We start from the raw sequence: 20544 nt of genomic DNA on the forward strand, positions 1-20544 counted from the left end.
ATACCACTGAAGTCATGTCGCACATCTCGCATCACAAAACTCCCGGGTGCATGGCAGCGCATGCGATCGCCTGAGCAGCGCTCGCACACGCAGAGGCGGGCACCGGGTACCGCCCAGGCCGCATCCATGCACCTATTTATGCAAAAAGCATTCTGACCGGGTGGTGCGCGAGGCGCCGGTACGGTTTCACAAAACGCTGTGGCAGCTGCGTCGTTTGAAATCCAATTGCCGATCAGGTGGGGATAATGTGAAGTCGGTCACAAAACGGGGGTGGCGATAAGCGTGATGTTAAATGGCGGGACACGGGCAAAAAAAAAGCCCGCGCAATGCGCGGGCCGTGACTTGGGGGAAAAATCTTATTGTGATTATTGACGTCTACGGGACGTGCCGATGGCGGCCAGCCCCAAACCTATCAGCAGCAAAATGCCTGGTTCATTCACTGTAAGCACCCGGCTGTCTTGCGGCTGGCGCATCTGGGTGGCGGCATCCACCTGCCAGTTGATGGTCATACTTTCATCGCTGCCTGAAATGAGCGCGTCGAACGCGAGTTCGACCATCGAATCGCCTGCTGGCAGCGCTGCCGTGTACTCCTGCCAGGTGTTGGTAATCGACAACCCGCTGAGGATTGCACCGCCGTCAGCCGACACATCGAGACAATCGCCAATGACGTTTCGTCCGCAGTAGTCGATGGTACCGCCACCCAGTGCCAGGATAGACAGGCTCAGGTCAGCATAACCTGACGCATCGATCTGGAAGATTCGTGAGCTGTTTTCACGATCCAGGTAGGCAGAGCCTGCGTCAATTGCAACCGCATGGGACCCGACTGGAATCAGGATCGCCAGAAAACTCGCCAACAAAGTAATTTTTTTCATGTCTTGCTGTCCTTCCGGAATTTACAGAACGCCTGATGCTATTTTGCATTTTGACGCGTACTTCAAGCTTGTGCTGAGTTAGTTGCAAAAACCGGACCAAGGTTCGTATCGGACTGCAAAATAGGCTGGAATTGACCATAAGGGATACGAAAGTGTGACCTGCATCACAATTTTTACCCTGATTGTTTAGCTTATCCGACGACATTTACAGTTGTTAATAACAGTCGAATCGTCAAGGATCTATAACTTGTAAAGTATGTCGACACGAAAACAGCGACGACTTAACAATAGCTGACAACCGTTGTAGCCAGATGTGTGACGGCCACACGCCACCGGCAACGACCACACGGGTACCTTTCCATCCAGGCTTACGTTTGGACTCTTTTGTGATGTACCGGGTACTGGTCGTTGACGACAATGTTGATATGCAGACCATGCTGTCGCGGATTCTCACGGACATGGGTTTTGTCGTCGATACCGCTGACAGCGCCAATGCCGCCTTAGGTCAGCTGGCAAAGCAGCGGCCGGATCTCGTAATTACCGATATCCGGATGGACGGTATGGACGGTCTCAGCCTGGTTGGCCTGATCAGCGAGCGCGACCCGGATATCCCAACGGTCGTCATGACGGGCTATGCCTCGATGGAAACCGCCATCGCCGCCATTCGGACTGGCGCATGCGATTACCTGGTCAAGCCCTTTGAGTCGTTTGATTACGTGCGCGACACCGTTAACCGCGCGCTGCAAACCACCCGGGCCGCGAGAGAGCGAGACGAACTCATCGAAAACCTGAAGAAGCAGAATGAAGAGCTGCATGACCTCGCAATTCGCGATGGTCTGACGGGTTTGTATAACCAGCGCCATATTTCAGAGCTATTGGCTGCGGAGTTTGAACGCGCCGTCCGCTACCACCGGGAGCTCTCGGTACTTTTTATCGATGTCGACCACTTCAAGGACTATAACGACCGCAACGGGCATCCGCGCGGCGATGAGGCTCTGCGGGCCATCGCCGGAATCCTGCAGGAAAATACACGCAAGAGCGACGCTGTTGCGCGCTGGGGCGGCGAGGAATTTCTGGTGCTTGCGCCGGAGACCTCGCCTGAAGCGGCTGCCAACCTGGCGGAGAAGCTGCGTGCCAGCGTCGCGCAACATGCCTTTCCTGGCCGTGAATCACAGCCTGCCGGCTGCGTTTCCATCAGCGTCGGTATCGCCAATCTGAGTGGCGGCGATTCGTTCGAAAAACTGATTGCTCGTGCGGATGAGGCGCTGTATGCCGCCAAGTCCGCCGGTCGAAACACGGTGAAAAACGCCGCCTGACAGGCTTTTGCGCCGCTTCCGGCTGCTAGGCACAAGTACTGATTTACACTTGCTGTGACGACACGCATCAATAGTGTCGAGGTTGCCGCAGGAGTGCATCATGGCCGCAACGACGCCCGAACATACTGTTCGTCTCGATGTCGACGATCCTATCTGGGAGCGTTTCTTTACAGTAGCCCCTCTGGTGCTGGTGGGCACAGTTGATAGCGACGGTGAACCAGACCTGGCGCCGAAGCATATGGTCACGCCACTGGGGTGGGATAACTACTTCGGTTTTGTGTGTACACCGGAGCACACGACCTGGCGAAATATTGAAACAACAGAACGCTTCGCCATAAGTTACCCGCGTCCCGATCAACTCCTCTTTACCAGCCTGGCAGCTTCGCCACGCTGTAATGACAACAGCAAGCCCGTGCTATCAGCACTGGATACTTTTACCGCTCCTGACAGCGGAATGCCCTGCCTGTCAAATTCCTATTTGTGGCTGGAATGCTCGCTGCAGCAAATTGTTCCCGGGTTTGGCGAAAACGGACTGATTACGGGAAAAATCATCGCGGCTCATGCGGCCGAAAATGCCATGCTGCACTCAGATATGAGCACTAACGCGCAGCTGGCCGAAGCGCCGCTGTTTGCCTACGTGCACCCCGGTCGTTTCGCTGTTATTGATTCGACGTTTTCATTTCCATTCCCGGCCGGCATGAAGAAATGAGCGCTGAGAACGGTCCGGCGCTGCTCTCACACCTGCGTGAACAAAAGCCACGCATGATCGAGTTCCTGCACGACCTGACCGTAACAGAGTCCCCGTCATCGTCGCAGGATGCACTGCGGCTGGCCAGCGGCGTGCTGGCCAACCGTTTCGAGCAGCTCGGTTACCACACTTTGCGCGCAGCCTCGCTGCATTTGTATGCACGGCCACGCACCCGCCAACGCGAGCGGCCCGTGCAATTGCTTATCGGCCACTACGATACTGTGTGGCCACTCGGTACGCTGCACGAGATGCCCTTCTCGGTTGACGGCAGCATCGTACGCGGTCCGGGCGTATTCGACATGAAGGGCGGGTTGACGCAAATCTTTTTTGCGCTGGAAGCGCTGCAGACGCTGCAGCTCGAACCATCATTGACGCCAGTGATCTTCGTCAATGCCGACGAAGAAATTGGCAGCCGTACCTCGACACGCTACATCACCAAGCTGGCAAAACTGGCGCAGCGGGCGTACGTGCTGGAACCGTCGCTCGGTCCGGAAGGCAAGCTCAAAACCCGACGCAAGGGTATCGGCCGTTACACGATAACGGTATTCGGCAAAGCGGCACACGCTGGCCTGGACCCGACCGGTGGCGCCAGCGCGATTCTCGAGCTGTCGCACCAGATCCAGTCGCTGTTTGCATTAAACGACCTCGAGCGCGGAATCACTGTCAACGTCGGTACCGTTGACGGCGGAGTGCAGCCCAATGTCATCGCACCACACAGCGAAGCAGTGGTTGATGTGCGCGTTGCGACAGCCGAGGATGCTGAATACGTCGATAATGCGATCCGCAATCTCAAGCCGGCAACGGATGGCGTACGGGTTCATGCCGAAGGCGGTATCGGCCGCCCGGCTCTCGAGCAGACGCCCCGTAATCATGCTCTGCTGCAAATGGCGCGCCAGCTCGGCGCCGGCATCGGTCTCGACATCGAAGAGGGTATGGCCGGGGGCGGCTCGGATGGCAATACAACGAGCCTGTACACCGCCACGCTGGATGGGCTGGGCCCGGTCGGTGACGGCGCGCATGCCCGGCACGAATTTCTCGACATTGACAAGACGATCGAGCGTGCCGCACTGCTGGCATTGCTGATCCAGGCCGGGCCCGAACTGCAAGAGGTGTGACCATGGAGCCACGCTACATCACAACCTCCCTCACCCGCATCGCAGACCTGGAGCAGGTGCCATTCACTGTCGAACCCTGCCCGCGTGAGCAATGGAGCGAAGGCGACTACACCGCCGTCAGGGTTAGCGGCGCCCCCACTGACCTGTATCGCCTTGAAACCTGCTCGGGCCGTCGCGTTGACGTGATGCCTGGCGACTACGCCATCAGCGCATTGGGCACCCGCGCCGCGACGCTGGAAGGCGCCGGGACCTGGCGCGAGGTCGGCAAAGATAACGTGATGCACTCGCTCACCGGCGCCGGGCTGCTTGGAAAGATGACATCGGCATCGCGCATGCTGCCAAGGTTCATGACGGTCGACTATATCGGCCATATCGTACGCAATGGCGCACGATTGAATATGAAGGACTTTGTCAGCCCGGTCGAGGATGCCGTGCTGGCAGTTCCGGTAATCCTGCTGGTCGGCACATCGATGTCAGCCGGCAAGACATCTACCGGCCGTCTCATTATTCACGAGCTGAAACGCTGCGGCCTGCGCGTTGGCGGTGCAAAGTTTACCGGTGCCGCGCGCTATCACGACATCCTGTCGTTTGCCGACGCCGGTGCCGACCATATTCTCGACTTTGTCGATGTCGGCCTGCCGTCGACCGTCGTAAGTCCGAATGACTTCCGTCATTCGATGCAACAGATGATCGCGCGCGTGGCGGCGCTGGATATTGATGTGCTGGTTGCCGAGGCCGGCGCCTCACCGCTGGAACCCTACAACGGGGCTGTTGCAGTGGAAATGCTGCTTCCCTGCGTGAAGTTCACGGTGCTGTGTGCGTTTGATCCCTACTCGGTGGTTGGCGTGATGAAGGCTTTTGGCCTGCAGCCCGACCTCGTTGCCGGCCCGGCTGCTGCGACTGCGGCAGCGGTCGACCTGGTCAGCGCGCTGACCGGACTGCCTGCGCTGGACAACCTTGACCCCGACGCCGGTGAACCGATGCAGCAGCACCTGCGCAAGGCGATACCGGAGTTGTTCAGCCGCTGATGCCGGCCAGCAGCTCGTCGAGCCTGGCATTGACCTCGCTGACGGTGATCAGATCCATCGCTTCCGGGTTACGCACCCTTGTGCCCCAGCGCAGGTCCTCTACCTTTTTGCCGAACTCTGCCGCGACTGCCTGCGGGTACTTGTCTACTACCCACTGGCGGCTGAGGTAAGGGCCGGTGCGGCCGGGATTCGAGGTTGCGTACAGACCAATAACCGGAGTCCCGGCAGCAGTCGCCATATGCGCAGGACCTGAATCCGGGCACAACACAGCCTGCGCCCGCTCCAGCAATGCCAGCAGCTGCTTCAACGACGTCTTGCCCACGAGGTTCGAGATGTTTGCAGGATCAGCTGCGCACATCTGCCTGCCGTAGTCATGTTCCAGTTCGGTGTTGCCGCCGCTGACCGCCACCTGCATGCCATAACGACCGATCGCATGCCGGGCGACTTCGATGTACCGGTCAACATGCCAGTTGCGAAAGTTGCGTAGCCGCTGGCTGCTGCAGGGACTGATCACCAGCAACGGGCGATCGTTATCGACCATTGCCGCCATTGCTGCCCGGTCTGCCGTGCTGACAGGTATTTCCCAGCGCAGATCCCGATCAGTTATTCCCAGATGCTCGGCAAACCCGAACAGGCCATCGAGCACGTGCTGGCGGGGACGTTGTGCAATCCGTTCATTGGTGAAAATCCACTGACGGTCACGGGCGCGGGAGCGGTCAAAACCCAGCCGGCGCGGCGACTTCACCAGCAGGCTGACCAGGTTGGCACGCATGGAGGCATGCATGTGCAGCAGCAGATCGAAGCGCCGCCCCTGCAGCTTGCGTCGTAGCGCCGCGTAACCGCGCCAACCGGCGCCCTTGTCCAGCACTACAAACTCGATACCCGGTATATCCCCCACCAGCGAGGCTTCGACTTTGCCCACAATCCAGGTCAGCCTGGCCTGCGGCCAGGCTCGACGCAGCGTGTTGACCACCGGCACCACGTGGCAACAGTCGCCGATGGCTGACAGCCGGAGGATGCATATTTCTTTTGGTACGGTGGCTGCCATAGGAACCCCTGCGTCCGGTAGCCTACGTGCACCGGGCCGCTGACGCCACACCGGCTGATGTGAAAACCAACCGTGGTGGGCTATTCTAGCCGGATGTCACATCGCACCGAACACCTGCCGGAGGTATCCGGACTGCGCCACGTCGTGCGCGAAATGCGTCACAAGGAATCAGCGCGTCAGATACTGGGCTTCGTATTTGTCCTGCTTGTAACGGCGCTGGGAACACCACAACTGCCGCTGGCCTACGCCGGGATACCCCTGATCCTCGCCGGGGTGGTCGTTCGTATGTGGGCGTCCGGTCACATCATGAAAAACAGCGTGCTGGCCACCAATGGCCCGTATTCGCTGGTACGTCACCCACTTTACACCGGCAATATCCTGCTGCTCGTCGGTTTTGCAATTGTCGCCTCACAACTCTGGGGTTACCTGCTGCTGGCAGCTTTCCTGCTGTTCTATTACCCGACCGCAATCCGCTACGAAGACTACAAGCTCGAGCAGCTGTTTGCCGATCAATGGCGTGCGTGGTCTGCCAATACTCCTGCACTGCTGCCGCGCCGGTTGTGGTCTAAAGACATCACGAATGCCGAATGGTCGCTGATAAATTCGATGGATCGCAACAAGGAACCGGTTATCGCCATCGTTTTGCTGACCTGTCTCGTCGTTCTGTTCCTGAAATAAGACGTGTCGCTATCGCAGGAAGTTTCCCGGCTGACTTCGACGCAGATCGAAGAGCTGATTGCACAATCAGCCGACATTGACCAGCCCGAATCCGGCTACCAGGGCTCGGTCTGCATTGTGCATGTCGCCGGTCAACCACTGGTTGTTAAATCGACCGCCGGCCAGGGCGCGCTGTCGCGACTGCGCCGTCATATGCTGGGTAATGAGTTCAGGGTTTACCAGAAGCTGGCCGGTGTTCCAGGCATTCCGCAGTGCCATGGACTGGTGGACGGACAATATCTGCTGTTGCAACACATCGAAGGCACAGCTTTTCGTGAAATTGAATTCACCACGGACGATGACGTGCATGACAAGCTGCTGCGCCTGATCGAGAACCTGCACAGCAACCACGTGGCACATGCCGACCTGAAGCGTCGCGACAACCTGATTCTGCGGCGCGACGGGGAGCCCTACCTGGTCGATTTTGGCACCGCTATCGTCCGCAAGCCCGGTTTTCGCCCGGTCAATCACCTGCTGTTCCGCATTGCCCGCCAGCTTGATTATCACGGCTGGTACAAGAACAAGTACCGCGACCGCGATGCGCCACGCGACCCGGCGGATGCGCAGTACTACAAGCCGATGCGAACCGAGCGCGCCGCGCGCTGGGTGCGGCGGGTATTCCGGCGACCGCTCGAGGCATTACGAGAGCGGCTGGCGCCCCGCTGATCAGGCCAGCCGGTCGCGGGTCCAAAGGTACTGCGACGGATCGCGCCGAATGTACTCTTCCAGCAGGTCATTGATGCGTTTCTGGTCGGCCACCCGGTCGCCCGAAGGGATGCCCTCCATCGCCGGCAGTATCTCTATCTTGTAACGGCCGCCGGGCAGCCGCTGTGGTATGTAGGGAACTATCCTGGCACCGGTCATCGCCGACAGGTCAATTGCACCACTGTGAAACAGCGTCGGCACGCCAAAAAACGGCAGCTCGATACAGCGTTTACCGCGCCGGACTATAAGGTCGCCGGCGAAGAAAACCACTTCTTTCTGCCGCAGCCGGCGCGCCACCCGGCGCAGGTCCTGCCTGTCGATGAGCTCTTTCACCACCCGACTGCGTGAACGCCGCGTAAACTCGTCGGCCAGAGGGTTCTTCCGGTAAGGACGATAAACGACAATCAGGTCCGGAAACTGATGACACATTACGAAGCCGCATGACTCAACCGTGGTGAAGTGAAAGCTCAGTAGCAGTACGCCGTGCCCCTGCGCCCGGGCTGCGGCGATGTGCTCGAGCCCGGTTATGCTGTAACGGCGCAGCAACTTCTCATGCGGCGTCCACCAGGTGTACGGCACCTCGGTTATGGTCATACCCAGCGACATGAAGCTGCGCTTTTCCAGCTCACAACGCTGCGCTTCCGACAGATCCGAAAAATACGCATCGATGTTTCGCCGCACGATGCGGCGTGGTTTTGCGGCAAAACGCCAGGTCAACCAGCCCATCACACGCCCAACCCACATCTGCACAGCAAAAGGCAGGATTAACAGGGACCGCAGGAATGCGAGCCCGGCAAGTGTCAACCAGAAACGAAGGCCGGAACTGCGCGCATAACCGCGCCAGCGCTTCAGCCGCTGACGCAGCGTGTCGTCCATTGATTCAGAGTTGTCAGTCTGGCTCGACAAACTGTGCTCCTTCAGCGTGTATGAGGGCAGATCGCCAATGCAACCGAGGCACAAATCAATACAGGCTGCACTGCTGCAATCCGCCGATGGTTTGTCGCAGGTCGGTTGCAAGATTCAACTGCAGATCCTGCGGATGAATGGACACGCGCAGCCTTCCCCTCGCTGCCAGCAGACGATTGCACGTGTTGGACAGCCGGACGAAGGCGGCACGAAAAGCGGTATCCGCCTCGTACCCGAGCAGCGGCACACGGTCGAAGTGACCGGTCTGGCTATCGTAAATGCCGCTGAGCGTTTCGTAGCGGGCAAATGGCAGTTTGTTCAGGTAACGCCGCGAAATCCCACCCATCGCCCAGGCCGGCGGTACGTAGAGTTGCGGTGGCTCGAGATTAGCTTCTGCGAACCAGTCAAAACAGCGACTGATCAGCGCAGCAATTCCGGATTCATCCAGTGCAAGGTGCTCAGCGACACCGCGGGAAAAAAACGCGCGGTGCAGCCGGTCATAAATACCGCGCGGCGGCCCGGCACGATGCGCCCAGCCGTGACCGGCCAGCTGGTCACCACGCGCCTGCCGCGATCGCAGCCACTCGACTTGCTGGTCTGACCAGCTTGCGCCTGGCACAACGAGGTAAGTAAGCGGGGCGATATCTTCATCGTCAAGCCAGTCCGCTATGTCACGTACCGCATGCATGGTTTGCGGCATGACGTCATGCACCGAGACCAGCGCGACCGGCTCAGCCATGTTCCACGGTCCGGCCGGCAGCGGGCATCAGCACTTTTATCCAGTGATTGACAGTCCATTCATTCAGCGCCAGCGCGGCCTGCCGACCCAGTTCGGCTTTTTGTCGCCGCAGCGCGGGATCCAGGCTGGCAACACGCGCAATAGCGGCATGCAGCTCCTCATCGGCACCAATGCGGAACAGACCAGGACTCAGCTGCGGCCACTGGGTAATGCCGCAGTCCGCTGAAACCAGCACGGTGCGGCCGCGGGTCATGGCCTCAAGTGCAATCGTGCCGAAGGACTCGACCTGCGACGGCAGCACCAGCATATCGCCATCATCGATCACTTGCGGCATCTGCTCACGTGCTACCCAGCCCGCATACGTCAGGTTTTCCATACGGCCGGCTGCCGCTGCAACCAGTTCATGCTGTGGTCCGTCGCCGACTATCCTGAAACATATTTGCGGCAGCGCTGCGGCAGCGGCAATCACGTGCTCAATGTTCTTCTCCGCCGCGAGCCGCCCGGCAAAAACTACCGTCTGCAGCTTTTCCCGCAACGGCGAAACCGGTCGTTGCACGAAAGGATGCGCAATGGTCGTGCCCATTAGCTCCGGGTCACGCGCACCGATGCGGCGCGCTATTTCTACCATTTCCCCGGAGTTGGCCAACACCTTGCCCGCATGCCTGAACATCATGCGATGCATACCCTCGAGGTAACGCCTGAACAGGCGTCCGGTATAGCGGGAATCTTTCCAATACAGGTCGGTGAGTTTCTCAAAATGCGTGTGGAAGCCAAACACAACGGGCAAATCGTGCTTTCGTGCCAGCCGCAAACCGATCAGTCCATACGGCGCCGGAGTGGACAACACGATCGCGTGCGGCTGCAACTCTGCAAAGCGCCGATAAATCTCACGCGGATTGGGGATACAGACTTTCTGCGTCGCATCACCAGGTAGCGGCAGGCGGATCGGGTCTCGCCAGCCATCCGGGGTGACTTGCGGGCAGAACAGCTCGACACGCTCAATCCTGTCGGCAAGATGATCGCAGAGATCCTTGTAATAGGTACCAACACCGTTACGGTCCGGCACCGCATCGGAGAAAAAAGCGGCACGCAGTGTCGCGCTGCTCTGCGGGCTGTTCATGAAAAAGTCTCGCTGTTGGCACGCTCGTAGTCGAGCCCTGCCGTGCTGTGTTCAAACCGTTCCCGCAGAGTTTTCGCATCGAGGCCAAATTCGCCCAGGTTGTAGCGATGTCCGCTTGTATACTGGCGTGCAGAACTACCCATTTGTTCAAGTTGGCCACGAAACTGATCGTTCAGTTCAATATCCAGACTGGTGTAGATGGCCTCCACGCTTGCCTCCAACTCTGTCTGGAACTGTCGCATCGTCACCCACTCGCGCTGCAGGTCGGGGACGGGCGCCCGGGCCAGGTTGCGATAGTAGTATTCCAGCAGGTTTATCATCCGGTCACGAAAGACCACATCGTAGGGATCGTTACCAAAAAATTCCATGCCTTCGCGCAGTGAACTGAGCTGCGACGCGACCACTTCCAGCGGATCGCGCAGGCAGCAGATGAAACGCGCATCGGGAAACTCGGAAGCCAGACTGCCGAGCAACGGTGGGAAAGAAGCATTTTTTGACAGGAACCTTTTTTCCGCTCCGTTGGCATACAGGTGCCGCTGGATGCAGCCACGATAAAATTGCATCAACTGCTGGCGTTGCTTGGGCGACATGCGCTCATCAAATTGCCCCATTTGCCAAAGCCAGGGTGCCGCAGGAAAAGGCACAACGAGAATAAAACAGCACAAGACCGGCATGAAGACGAAGTAATCTTCTTCTGCATCTGACAGCCCTGTTCCATGCACATCTTCCAGTACGGCAAACAGCTTCCGCTCAGCCCAGCCAAGCAACCGGCGCAGCGGACTGCCCACTGCACGATCCAGCCTGGCAGCACCCTGCACAATGCGGCGCTGGGTGATCGACGGCGCAAACAGGCACTCCCACGTTGTGAATGTGGTGAACTGCGTGTCACAGGCCAGCGTGCGGTGCACCAGCGTCGTGCCACTGCGCGGCACTCCGGTAACAAACACCGGGTCCCGAATGACCACGTCACGATAGCCGCGAAACAGAATCTCGTCGAGCAGGAAGCCGACCCAGTGCGTCAGCTGCAACAGGCCAAATAACGGCAGAAACAGCAGCATGACAAGAAAGCGCCGTACGCTACGGCCGGTACTGCGCTGGCCGGCGGGCCACAAACCCTGCACACACAGTTGTGTGAAACGCCACAGACTCTGCCCGAACAGCCGCAGCATCAGTGGTGCTCCCGGATAAAATTGCCGAGCAGCTCGAATTCTGTCTGGCGCCTGCTGCCGCTGCGCCATGCGAGGCCAATGTCGCGATAGACTGATTTGGCTGGTAGCGGAAGAGTCTTTACCCGTGTGCCGCGCAACAAGGCCGTTCCCATGGCCATTTGCGGCAGGTATGTAATACCCAGGTCACTGTCGACCATTTGTATCAGCGTGTTCAGGCTGGTTGCGGCAAACCGGCTGATTTTTTCGTTGTTGCGCAAGCGGCAGGCGGTCAATGCATGATCGCGCAGGCAATGACCATCTTCGAGCAGCAAGACGCTCTCGTCCGGCAGCCTGTTAAACGAGTAGTTTTCAGGGTCGACCAGCTTCGTGCCCTGGCGATATGCCAGCAGGAACGGATCCTGGAACAGCGACATAGTCTCGATACCGCGCAGATCGTACGGCAATGCAATCAGGATCAGGTCGAGCTCGCCATCCATCATGCGTTCGTAAACGCGCTGTGTCAGGTCTTCACGCAAGTACAGGTCGAGGTCCGGATAGCTGGCGCGCAGAGCCGGCAGCAGTGCCGGCAACAGGAACGGTGCGATTGTCGGTATAACGCCAAGTCGCAGCCGACCCGCCAGCGGTTCGCGTGCGCCGCCGGCGAAATCCACCAGCGTCTCGATTTCCTGCAGGCAGGCACGCGCCCGGGCCGCGATTTCCCTGCCGGTGGCGGTGATCGTGACTCGCTTGTTGGTTCTGTCGACCAGGTCGACGCCGAGCAGGTTCTCCAGCTCCTTTATCGCGACGCTGAAGGCTGACTGCGACACGAAGCTGGCCGCTGCGGCACGGGCAAAATGCTGGTGCTCAGCCAGCGCTATGAAGTAACGCAGCTGCTTGACGGTTGGGAGACGGTGAGGCGAGCGGCTCGGCACAGCCGGATTATATCGAAAATATCGATCGTTCTATCGATATTATTCTTTTTTCTGGATTATGAATTCTGCGGTGCCGACTCGAATTCCATCGCCGGATTCCACATCATCCACGCATTGCGGGTTTCCTTTGCCTCGTACATTGCCTTGTCGGCACGACCGAACATTGCCTCGACATTGTCCTTGCCACCCAGCCAGAAAGAAACACCGACGCTTACGGTAAACTCTATACGACTGTCCTTACCCTCATACGGGCGAGCCTCCATCTCGCCGCGCAGCTGTTCTGCCAGCTGGCGCAACTCATCGGGGCTGGTATCGACCTTCAGGATGGCAAACTCCTCGCCGCCATAACGACAGACGAAATCTTCTTCACTGCAAATACGCTGCATCAGGCCGCCGGCATGGCGCAGCACTTCGTCGCCCGTCCGGTGGCCGTACTCGTCGTTGATCTTTTTGAAGTGATCCAGATCGACCAGCACCAGTCCAAACATGCTGTCGCCGCGGCGCGATTCCATCTCCAGCTTGTCAGCGTGCTGCCAAAAACCGCGCTGGTTGATCAGGGCGGTGAGGTCATCGTGGAATGCAAGAAAGTGCAGTTCTTCGGTGGCGAGCTGGAGTGCCGCAGTGCGCTGCGTGACCCGCTCTTCGAGCTGCTGTGTCCGCCGGACCAGCGCAGCGACCCGCCAGCGCCAGATGCCGACGACGGCTGCAGCCAATATGGCCAGCACCAGCCCGATAACAGCGATGGTGAACCCGCTTAGTTCTGCCATGCGCGCCTCCCTGACACCGGATGATCGCACGGCGGGGGCTAAATCGCTAACCGCAAGTGCCTCGCGGGTGAATCTTCTGGTAGCGTGACGGTCTGATTGGCTTAAGGTACTGCAATCATGGCACATGCAACTTTTGGCGCCGGCTGCTTCTGGGGCGTGGAAGCTGCCTTTCGTGAACTGGACGTGATCGATGCAGCGGTCGGCTACATGGGTGGGTCAAGCGAAAATCCGACCTATCAGGAAGTGTGCGCGGACAAGACCGGGCACGTCGAGGTCGTGCAGGTCGAGTACGATCCGGCCACTGTAAGCTACGAAGACCTGCTGCAAAAATTCTGGTCGTGCCACAACCCGACCCAGCACAACCGGCAGGGCCCCGACTATGGCAGCCAGTATCGTTCGGTAATCTTTTACCACGACGATACACAGCGCACTGCTGCAGAAGAGTCACGACAGGCACTGGATCAATCCGGCCGCCTGCCACGCCCGGTCGTGACAAAAATCGAACCTGCGGCAGCCTTCTGGCGTGCCGAGGAATACCACCAGCGTTACCTGGAAAAGCGCGGCCAGGCACACTGTCGCATCTAAACGCGACTGAGTTTGTCGGCCAGCCGGGTCGGCTCCGGCAGTCGATAACGCGGGGCGCAGCGCAAAACCAGCCGGCGTGCCCGACGCAGGCTGATGCGATGACCCACCGAGACAAACAGCGGCCGTACCCGTTCGCGGGTGCGTAACACAGCGCCGATCCGCTGGCCCTTGTCGCACAAGGGAACCCAGCCGCCACGATGATCGGGAACAGCGGCGTGCTCGCCCACCAGCCGGCTTTTTGCTACGCCGATGCATGGCACATCCAGCAGGACACCAAGATGCGATGCCAGGCCAAAGCGGCGGGGATGGGCTATACCCTGCCCGTCACACATGATCACGTCAGGATCGGCGGAGACTTTCCTGAGTACTTCGAGCAGCGCCGGCAACTCGCGGAATGACAACAGCCCCGGCACATAGGGAAACCGCACCGGGGTACGCACGACATGTTGCTCGACAACCTCCAGCTGCGGTACTGATATAACAACAGCGGCGGCCTGCGCCAGGTTTTTTTCCGGAAATGCCAGGTCCAGACCTGCGACCAGCCGAATCCTGCCCCGACGATCGCTGCGCACTACTGCAGTATGCAGCCGCTGTTGTACGGCGAGCGCCTGCGCGGTGGTTACATCGAGACCGGCAAACGCTGCGGCGGGAATGCGCATCAATTGTCTGCGAGCAATGCCTCGAGCTCGTCAAGGACTGAAATTTCCGCCATCGGTCGCGGATGCTCGTCGGGCCAGCTGCGCGCAAAACGATTCATCCAGACCACCTGCATACCCGCAGAGCGTGCGCCCGATACGTCTTCGACCGGCGCGTCTCCTACATGCAGCACCTCTTCCGGCCTGACACCAGCTGCCCGGGCAGCCGCGTGAAAGATCTCTGCCTCCGGCTTGGCCACACCGACTTCTGATGCCCGCACGAGGTGGGCAAAATGTGACGCCAGCCCGATCCGCTCCAGATCCGCATTTCCGTTGGTCACAGCCAGCAGCGGAAACCTTCGTGCGAGCCGCTGCAAGGATGGCACGACGTCGTCGAAAATCTCCACTTCGTTACGCGCGGCAAAAAATTCCTGGTACGCCCGTTCGGCCAGAGCTTTCTCGTAGCCGGCCTCTTCCAGCATCATGCTTATGCCGGTCTTGCGCATAAAAGCAAAGTCATGGGTGCGCTCCGGATAACGTTGCACCACACGCCGGTGAATGGTGCCAAGATGCCCGTGTCCGTTTAGCGCGATACGCGGGCAGTTTTGCATCAACCACTCATGCAGGGCACGCTCGGCTTTTTCGATGACTGGCCGGATCGGCCACAACGTGTCATCAAGATCGATGGAAACAGCTTTGACGCGGGTCATGCCACCCAGTTTGCCCGCTTATGGCGATTTTGTCAGCGCAGGCTCAACAGGGCGGCGTCAATCGTCCGAGCCTCAAACTGCTCCGACCCGAGGCTTTTGCCGCCCGGTCCAAACACTTCCACCCGCCACCGCCCGAGCCGCTCGGGCGTGAGCGTGATACCGGAGTAAGCCGGCGAGTGCCAGCCGTGGCCTACACGCACCTTGTCCTCTTTCTGCAACTGGCCTTCAAACGACCAGCGATAGGTGACTGAATCGCCAGCCATGCCTCGTATGCGCACAAAGAAAAACACGCGCTTCGGGCCTTTATCGAGTTCGACAATCCAGCCCAGCTCATCAACCGGTTCGCCGTCGCGAACATCGCTGGTCAGCTGAGCCCAGGCCAGGGTGCCGGCCAGCTCTTCCTGCATTTGTCTCAGCGCCTGTTGTGATTCGCCGACTTTATCCACGTCGGCCGGGGTGGCTGCCAATGCCGCCGTCACAGCGACTGGCTCCGGGTGCGGCGGTGTCTCCACCGGCTGCCGTGTCTGCGTGACCGGCGGTGCTTCGACAGGTTCTGTTGCGGCGACAACCGGCGCGGCTGGCGGCAACTGTTTTACCACTGCAGCTGGGCGGGCAACCGGAGCAGCCGCCATCGTTGGCGCCTGACCCGGCGGCGCCGGCGCGAGAAACATCCACGCCACGGCGGCAACCGACAGGCCCGCTGTGAGCCCCGTCAGTGCGCCCGCAATGAAGCCCTGGCTCGGTTTCGGCAGTTTCAGCGAAACTTTGCGCGCCGAAGTATTGAGATTTACCGGGCTGTCTTCGGCAATTCTGATCTGGGTGCCGTCGAGTCCCTGCTCGGCAAGCTCGGCTTCGACGGCACGAGTGCGTCGTGCTGCATAAAGTGACTCCAGCGCAACCGGCAGCGGCATCTCCGGGTAAATCCCGAGCGTTTGGCGACGCATAAACTCATTGACCTGGTAAAGATAAATCCAGGTCTTCACCCCATTGGGAAACGTGGCGACATAAAAGTCATCACCCAGACGGGTGTCATAACGTTCATCGCGGGGTTTCAGGTTCGCAACGTATTCTTCGGCGAATTCGTGCATCGGACTGCCTGTAGGGAGATAACACCGAATTATCCCGACCTGTGGAGACGATGCAGTGATGGAACTCCCGTTTTAAAGCACAAACCGCACGCCTTGCTTAACGTAATCCTGCAACATGAATTCAACAAAAGTTAAGTTAAGTTAGTTTCGTGCCGCGACTGCAAAAACCCGCCGGGCCATCCGCGCTTCTCCTTCCGAGTGAGCCATATGGCTGCCCGTTGGCAGGAGGTCTGTTTCGCGTTTTCGGTGCACGCGCCTGTGGCGATCAGGAGGGCGGACTGAGCCTCGCGAGGAAGCGTGAACGCACTCTCCGCAAATGTCTGACAGATAGTTACCGCGGTAACATCCTGGAAACAGGCATGTGCGGCGCCCGGCACCTCTTCTCTTTTGATATTGCGGGCCTTGACGTGACTGAGTAGACGCGCTGGGAACACTTGTCGCCTCACGATACTATGATGATCTGGCCGGTGCTTCAGGGGCCCCTTAGTGAGACTGATTTCAGAGTTACGGCGCCGCAATGTACTGCGTATGGCGGCCCTCTATGTCCTGTCATCGTGGGCAGTGATGCAGGTAGCCGAAGTGCTGATCGGGCTGGGAAACCTCCCGCAGTGGCTGGGCGCTGCCACGCTGGCGGTACTGGCAATCGGTTTTCCGATCGCCCTGCTCTTTTCGTGGTTCTACGAAATCACACCAGAAGGCATTGCACTCGAGAAAGATGTGCCCGACGGTGACTCAATCACTCACGTCACCGGCCGGCGCCTGGATTTTATGGTCATCGCGGTGCTCATTGCGGTGCTGGTGTTGTTTGCCTATGACAAGTGGGGCCGCAGCGGCCCGCCGGAGCATTCAGTCGCGGTATTGCCGTTTGAGAACCTGAGCGCGGACAGCTCGCAGGACTACCTTTCGGACGGGCTGGCCGAGGAGTTGCTGAACCGGCTGGCACAGATTCCGGAGCTGAGAGTCACGTCTCGTACCTCAGCGTTCTCTTTCAAGGGACAATCGGTCGATCTGCGCACGGTCGCCGACCGCCTGCAGGTAGCCAATATACTCGAAGGATCGGTACGGTTAAGCACCGATAATGTGCGTGTCTCTGCGCAACTGATCGATGCGAAATCCGACTCCCAGAAATGGTCGCAAACCTACGACCGCAGGATGACTGACGTACTCGACATTCAGAGTGACATCGCGCAATCAGTTGCTGCGCAAATTGCACCGATGCTGTCCGAAGCCTCGCAGAAACGCGTTGCGACCTCACCGACGGAAAACGTCGAAGCCTTCGATTTTTATCTGCGTGGGCGCGAGTATCTGCGCCGACCCGCGGAGATCGCAACACTGGCCAGCGCCGCGCGGCTGTTTAACGCCGCAATTGAACTGGACCCGGGCTTTGCACAGGGACACGCAGGGCTGTGTGAAACACACCTGGAGAATTATATTTTTTCCAGGAACGCTGACTACTTTGAAAAAGCCCGCACGGCCTGTCTTCGCGCTCTGACATTGCAGCGAAATCAGTGGGACGTGTATCTTGCGCTGGGCAAGTTATATCGCAACAGTGGCCAGTTCAGCGAAGCGATCACCCAGCTCGACGAGGCCATTGCGCTTAACCCCAGGGCCGTGGACGCTTACCTGGTACTGGCTGACACCTATGCCGCACAGAACAAGCACCAGCAGGCCGAAGCAATGTATCGGCGCGCCGGGGAAATAGAGAGTGGTTACTGGGGCGTGCATCGGGCGTATGGAAACTTTCTTTATAGTCTTGGGCGCTATCCCGAAGCGATCGAACGACACCGCAAAGTAATACAGCTGGCGCCCGACAATGGCATCGGTTACGACAACCTGGGAAACACCTACCTGGCGATGGGCCAGTTCGAACAGGCCCTCGAGACATTTGATGCGTCACCATTGCCGTCGCGCTGGACCTACGGTAACCGCGGACTGGTGCACTACTTTCGCGGTGATTATCGCAGTGCTGCCGACGACCAGAAACGAGCGATTGCAATAGCCGGAGACGCTCACGATGCCTGGGGCAACCTGGCGGACGCTTACCGCTTTCAGCCCGGCGAGGAGCCAAATGCCCGGGGCGCTTATGAGCGAGCAATTGCGCTGGCCGAAAATGAAATCGATATCGACCCCAACAACTGGTACAGCCAGGGCCGTGTCGCGATGTATTACGCGTATACCGGTGCCCATGACAAGGCACGCGAGGCCATCGACCGCGCTCTGTCACTGACCGACGACGCATCCGCGCATTATTTCGCTGCCCGGGTCTGGCTTGAACTTGGCGATGACCCTGCCGCGGCTGCCGCTATAAAAAAAGTGATCGATGGCGGCTGGCCTGAAATTCTGCTGCTCGCAGACCCTGATGTGAAGACAGCGGATCTGCTATGAGTAGCAGCGGCAACCAGCCTGCAGCCAAAGGCCCCGGCTCTGATAAGCGTGGCGAACCAGCTTGTCATATCGCTGATCGTCATTACCCGGGTTGAGCGCGCTGCGAAATCCATACCACAGCTTGATCGGTCGCCAGCCGTCGACAATAGCGAACAGCGCCGCATGAGCTTTGTCTGCCTTACCAAGGCTGGCCTCCACAATGGCGGCTGAAATACCTGCTTCCTGATTACGCAAGGTGCGATATCGGCACGTTAGCCCGATGAGCAGCATATTAGCGACGAACAAGCAGCGCCCGTCCGGCCGCCTGCTTCATTCGCATTCGGGCTACTTCGCCAGGTAGCCGCGCCCGCGGCGCGGGTTGGTAACAATGCCGCCGGTGGTCTGGAACCGCACCGGAATTGACTGGGTGGAACCCCAGCTCGCAGCGCGATACACACCAAAGTGAAGGTGCGGCAGCGTTGTGTGCCCCGTATTACCGGACAGACCGATAAGCTGGCCGGCCTTGACCCGCTCGCCCGGCTCGACCAGTGCGCCATCTTTTTTCAGGTGGTAGTACTCACCGGTAGTGCTGTCATCGTGCAGAACCACGATGAAATTGGCGTATTTGCCGCAACCATCTTCCCAGCAGCCTATATCGTGCTCCTCCACTACGCGGGCCACTACACCACCGCGCGCTGCATGTACGGGCGAGCCCTCGGGCATGTTGAAATCGACGGTGTAATACTCGAGACCCGTGTGACTGAAGCGCGAACCATATCCCTGAAGAATGCCGAATCGTTTTCCATGCGGATAAGGCAACCTGTAGACCACGGAATCATCGTGAACCGCATCCTGGTCGCCAACTGTCCAGTCAAAATTGTAGCGATACCAGGTATCGCGGTGCGGCAGCACCTTCTGCATGCGCATCGCAACTACCGAATCGTTCGCCGGCACCGTCACCGTGACCGGGTTGGGACCATCGGCGCGCAGGTTTCTCGAGCGCACGCGGACGCTGACGGTGACCGGGTATTCGCGCAGGTTTTCGACCAGAAAATCGGCGCGGCCGTCGTCGTGATCGGTCGGGCGCAGGCAGACCCAGTCGAGCGAGCAATAATCCGCCAGCACCGTGGCCGGCAGCGCCAGAGCGATGAAAATTGCTGTTTTCAGTAGTATTCTTGCTGCCACGCTGGATTCGACTGCCGGTAGCCGCCTGCAGTTCCGCCAGGCTGCGACCTTTTCGCTACTTGCCGCATCAGTAAGATACACAGAAACGGGAGGCTCCAATGCACAGATTTTTTACACTCATGGCAACGCTGCTGATTGTCGCGGCTGCGTCAGCCGGCGACAAGCGGGTCGAGGCCTACAAATTCATGTTCGACGGCGCGAATGGCCCGGTCGAGGTGGAGCTGAACAGCGACACGATGGGCTTCGGGCTGCAAGAGCTGGCACCCGGCGATGTACGGACTACCGTCACTGAAGATGGCTCCAGTATTACGATCTCCAGGCTTGATGAAACTTTTTCGCTGGCCACGGACGGTGAAGTATTCGAAATTCCGGCACGCCATGGCCCGCCATCTGCCGGTCACCGTGAAATCATGATGATGCACCACGGCGACGGCAAGCATCCGGTGCTGGCACACCGCCGCGCTTCCCCTGACGGACTGATGATAGTCAGCTCCGAGCCGCTGGATGAAACTACTCGCGCGACGATACGCGATGCGCTCAGCGCGGCGGGAATCGTGCAGGACATCGATTTTGTTGCGCCGGGGCCGGCTGGCGAAAACGTAACCATCGACGAGGAAATCGATGCCGACGGCGCCCGCGTCATCATCAAGCGCGTCATCGAAGATTAGAAGAACCGGTTAGCGGCGCAGCGCCGCCTCGTACACACGTGCGTAGGCGGCCTGCATCGCAGCCTCAGTGTAATTATCTACAACGTGCTCGCGGTTCGCGGCACCCAGCCTCGCTCGCAGCGCACTGTCACCCACCAGCTTTTCCAGT

21 protein-coding genes are annotated in these 20544 nt (G+C 59.1%); 9 read left to right on the forward strand and 12 right to left on the reverse strand.

Annotated elements, in window-relative coordinates:
• Positions 1-365: 365 nt before the first annotated feature.
• Complete coding sequence (locus HKN06_04910; protein ID NNF60657.1) at positions 366-872, reverse strand: PEP-CTERM sorting domain-containing protein; 507 nt, start codon at positions 870-872, stop codon at positions 366-368.
• 389 nt (positions 873-1261) lie between these two features.
• Between HKN06_04910 and HKN06_04915 the strand changes: the two genes are divergently transcribed.
• From HKN06_04915 to HKN06_04930, 4 genes are all read left to right on the forward strand, one after another.
• Positions 1262-2188 carry a diguanylate cyclase gene (locus HKN06_04915; protein ID NNF60658.1) on the forward strand — a complete coding sequence of 309 codons (927 nt, stop codon included), beginning with the start codon at positions 1262-1264 and terminating at the stop codon, positions 2186-2188.
• 100 nt (positions 2189-2288) lie between these two features.
• Complete coding sequence (locus tag HKN06_04920) at positions 2289-2897, forward strand: flavin reductase (GenBank protein NNF60659.1); 609 nt, start codon at positions 2289-2291, stop codon at positions 2895-2897.
• Positions 2894-4051: a M20 family metallopeptidase gene (locus HKN06_04925; protein NNF60660.1), complete on the forward strand. Its 1158-nt coding sequence runs from the start codon at positions 2894-2896 to the stop codon at positions 4049-4051. The genes HKN06_04920 and HKN06_04925 overlap by 4 nt, the downstream gene beginning before the upstream one ends.
• 2 nt (positions 4052-4053) lie before the next feature.
• Entirely contained in the window at positions 4054-5079 is a 1026-nt protein-coding gene (locus tag HKN06_04930) for a hypothetical protein (protein ID NNF60661.1), read from the forward strand.
• Here the strand turns inward: HKN06_04930 and HKN06_04935 are convergent.
• The gene (locus HKN06_04935) at positions 5069-6127 is read right to left on the reverse strand and encodes a glycosyltransferase family 9 protein (protein NNF60662.1); all 1059 of its coding nucleotides are present in this window, start codon (positions 6125-6127) and stop codon (positions 5069-5071) included. The two genes, HKN06_04930 and HKN06_04935, sit on opposite strands and share 11 nt — an antisense overlap.
• 93 nt (positions 6128-6220) lie before the next feature.
• On the opposite strand from HKN06_04935, the gene HKN06_04940 reads away from it, so the two are divergent.
• Together HKN06_04940 and HKN06_04945 are read left to right on the forward strand one after the other, a co-directional pair.
• The gene (locus tag HKN06_04940) at positions 6221-6805 is read left to right on the forward strand and encodes an isoprenylcysteine carboxylmethyltransferase family protein (protein NNF60663.1); all 585 of its coding nucleotides are present in this window, start codon (positions 6221-6223) and stop codon (positions 6803-6805) included.
• A gap of 3 nt (positions 6806-6808) precedes the next feature.
• A complete protein-coding gene (locus HKN06_04945; protein NNF60664.1) occupies positions 6809-7510 on the forward strand; it encodes a hypothetical protein in 702 nt (233 codons plus the stop codon).
• On the opposite strand, the gene HKN06_04950 is transcribed toward HKN06_04945, so the two are convergent.
• From HKN06_04950 to HKN06_04975, 6 genes are read right to left on the reverse strand one after another with little or no spacing between them, the layout of a single operon-like run.
• Positions 7511-8455 carry a hypothetical protein gene (locus HKN06_04950; GenBank protein ID NNF60665.1) on the reverse strand — a complete coding sequence of 315 codons (945 nt, stop codon included), beginning with the start codon at positions 8453-8455 and terminating at the stop codon, positions 7511-7513.
• Positions 8456-8510: 55 nt separating this feature from the next.
• Positions 8511-9194, reverse strand: coding sequence for a DUF2334 domain-containing protein (locus tag HKN06_04955; GenBank protein NNF60666.1), 684 nt, complete (start codon positions 9192-9194; stop codon positions 8511-8513).
• A complete protein-coding gene (locus HKN06_04960; protein ID NNF60667.1) occupies positions 9187-10314 on the reverse strand; it encodes a glycosyltransferase in 1128 nt (375 codons plus the stop codon). Before HKN06_04960 ends, HKN06_04955 begins: the two co-directional genes overlap by 8 nt.
• Positions 10311-11483, reverse strand: coding sequence for a sulfotransferase (locus tag HKN06_04965; protein NNF60668.1), 1173 nt, complete (start codon positions 11481-11483; stop codon positions 10311-10313). Before HKN06_04965 ends, HKN06_04960 begins: the two co-directional genes overlap by 4 nt.
• Positions 11483-12394 carry a hydrogen peroxide-inducible genes activator gene (locus tag HKN06_04970; protein ID NNF60669.1) on the reverse strand — a complete coding sequence of 304 codons (912 nt, stop codon included), beginning with the start codon at positions 12392-12394 and terminating at the stop codon, positions 11483-11485. The genes HKN06_04965 and HKN06_04970 overlap by 1 nt, the downstream gene beginning before the upstream one ends.
• Before the next feature lie 56 nt (positions 12395-12450).
• Positions 12451-13161 carry a diguanylate cyclase gene (locus tag HKN06_04975; GenBank protein ID NNF60670.1) on the reverse strand — a complete coding sequence of 237 codons (711 nt, stop codon included), beginning with the start codon at positions 13159-13161 and terminating at the stop codon, positions 12451-12453.
• Between the two features lie 117 nt (positions 13162-13278).
• On the opposite strand from HKN06_04975, the gene msrA reads away from it, so the two are divergent.
• Entirely contained in the window at positions 13279-13746 is a 468-nt protein-coding gene (gene msrA / locus HKN06_04980; protein NNF60671.1) for a peptide-methionine (S)-S-oxide reductase MsrA, read from the forward strand.
• Here the strand turns inward: msrA and nfi are convergent.
• Genes nfi through HKN06_04995 form a run of 3 tightly spaced genes read right to left on the reverse strand, consistent with a single transcriptional unit; the run spans position 13743 to position 16179 of the window.
• Positions 13743-14405 (reverse strand): deoxyribonuclease V, encoded by a 663-nt coding sequence (gene nfi, locus HKN06_04985; GenBank protein ID NNF60672.1) that lies wholly within the window; start codon positions 14403-14405, stop codon positions 13743-13745. The genes msrA and nfi overlap by 4 nt on opposite strands.
• On the reverse strand, positions 14405-15091 hold the full coding sequence (locus HKN06_04990; GenBank protein ID NNF60673.1) for an HAD-IA family hydrolase: 687 nt from the start codon (positions 15089-15091) through the stop codon (positions 14405-14407). The genes nfi and HKN06_04990 overlap by 1 nt, the downstream gene beginning before the upstream one ends.
• A 32-nt stretch (positions 15092-15123) precedes the next feature.
• On the reverse strand, positions 15124-16179 hold the full coding sequence (locus HKN06_04995) for a DUF2914 domain-containing protein (GenBank protein ID NNF60674.1): 1056 nt from the start codon (positions 16177-16179) through the stop codon (positions 15124-15126).
• A gap of 486 nt (positions 16180-16665) precedes the next feature.
• Between HKN06_04995 and HKN06_05000 the strand changes: the two genes are divergently transcribed.
• Complete coding sequence (locus HKN06_05000) at positions 16666-18564, forward strand: tetratricopeptide repeat protein (GenBank protein NNF60675.1); 1899 nt, start codon at positions 16666-16668, stop codon at positions 18562-18564.
• 324 nt (positions 18565-18888) lie between these two features.
• Here HKN06_05000 and HKN06_05005 read toward each other — a convergent pair whose 3' ends face one another.
• Complete coding sequence (locus HKN06_05005) at positions 18889-19728, reverse strand: M23 family metallopeptidase (GenBank protein NNF60676.1); 840 nt, start codon at positions 19726-19728, stop codon at positions 18889-18891.
• 98 nt (positions 19729-19826) lie between these two features.
• Between HKN06_05005 and HKN06_05010 the strand changes: the two genes are divergently transcribed.
• The gene (locus HKN06_05010; GenBank protein ID NNF60677.1) at positions 19827-20396 is read left to right on the forward strand and encodes a hypothetical protein; all 570 of its coding nucleotides are present in this window, start codon (positions 19827-19829) and stop codon (positions 20394-20396) included.
• Positions 20397-20544: the final 148 nt, after the last annotated feature.

It is taken from the genome of Gammaproteobacteria bacterium (assembly GCA_013003425.1).
GTDB lineage: Bacteria > Pseudomonadota > Gammaproteobacteria > Steroidobacterales > JABDKV01 > JABDJB01.

Coding starts and splice junctions, on each gene's coding strand:
- HKN06_04965 (NNF60668.1), bottom strand. CDS start 11,483: ATGCTGCGGCTGTTCGGGCAGAGTCTGTGGCGTTTCACACAACTGTGT.
- msrA (NNF60671.1), top strand. CDS start 13,279: ATGGCACATGCAACTTTTGGCGCCGGCTGCTTCTGGGGCGTGGAAGCT.
- HKN06_04930 (NNF60661.1), top strand. CDS start 4,054: ATGGAGCCACGCTACATCACAACCTCCCTCACCCGCATCGCAGACCTG.
- HKN06_04920 (NNF60659.1), top strand. CDS start 2,289: ATGGCCGCAACGACGCCCGAACATACTGTTCGTCTCGATGTCGACGAT.
- HKN06_04995 (NNF60674.1), bottom strand. CDS start 16,179: ATGCACGAATTCGCCGAAGAATACGTTGCGAACCTGAAACCCCGCGAT.
- nfi (NNF60672.1), bottom strand. CDS start 14,405: ATGCGCATTCCCGCCGCAGCGTTTGCCGGTCTCGATGTAACCACCGCG.
- HKN06_04975 (NNF60670.1), bottom strand. CDS start 13,161: ATGGCAGAACTAAGCGGGTTCACCATCGCTGTTATCGGGCTGGTGCTG.
- HKN06_04955 (NNF60666.1), bottom strand. CDS start 9,194: ATGGCTGAGCCGGTCGCGCTGGTCTCGGTGCATGACGTCATGCCGCAA.
- HKN06_05010 (NNF60677.1), top strand. CDS start 19,827: ATGCACAGATTTTTTACACTCATGGCAACGCTGCTGATTGTCGCGGCT.
- HKN06_04940 (NNF60663.1), top strand. CDS start 6,221: ATGTCACATCGCACCGAACACCTGCCGGAGGTATCCGGACTGCGCCAC.
- HKN06_04910 (NNF60657.1), bottom strand. CDS start 872: ATGAAAAAAATTACTTTGTTGGCGAGTTTTCTGGCGATCCTGATTCCA.
- HKN06_04935 (NNF60662.1), bottom strand. CDS start 6,127: ATGGCAGCCACCGTACCAAAAGAAATATGCATCCTCCGGCTGTCAGCC.
- HKN06_04925 (NNF60660.1), top strand. CDS start 2,894: ATGAGCGCTGAGAACGGTCCGGCGCTGCTCTCACACCTGCGTGAACAA.
- HKN06_04915 (NNF60658.1), top strand. CDS start 1,262: ATGTACCGGGTACTGGTCGTTGACGACAATGTTGATATGCAGACCATG.
- HKN06_04990 (NNF60673.1), bottom strand. CDS start 15,091: ATGACCCGCGTCAAAGCTGTTTCCATCGATCTTGATGACACGTTGTGG.
- HKN06_04960 (NNF60667.1), bottom strand. CDS start 10,314: ATGAACAGCCCGCAGAGCAGCGCGACACTGCGTGCCGCTTTTTTCTCC.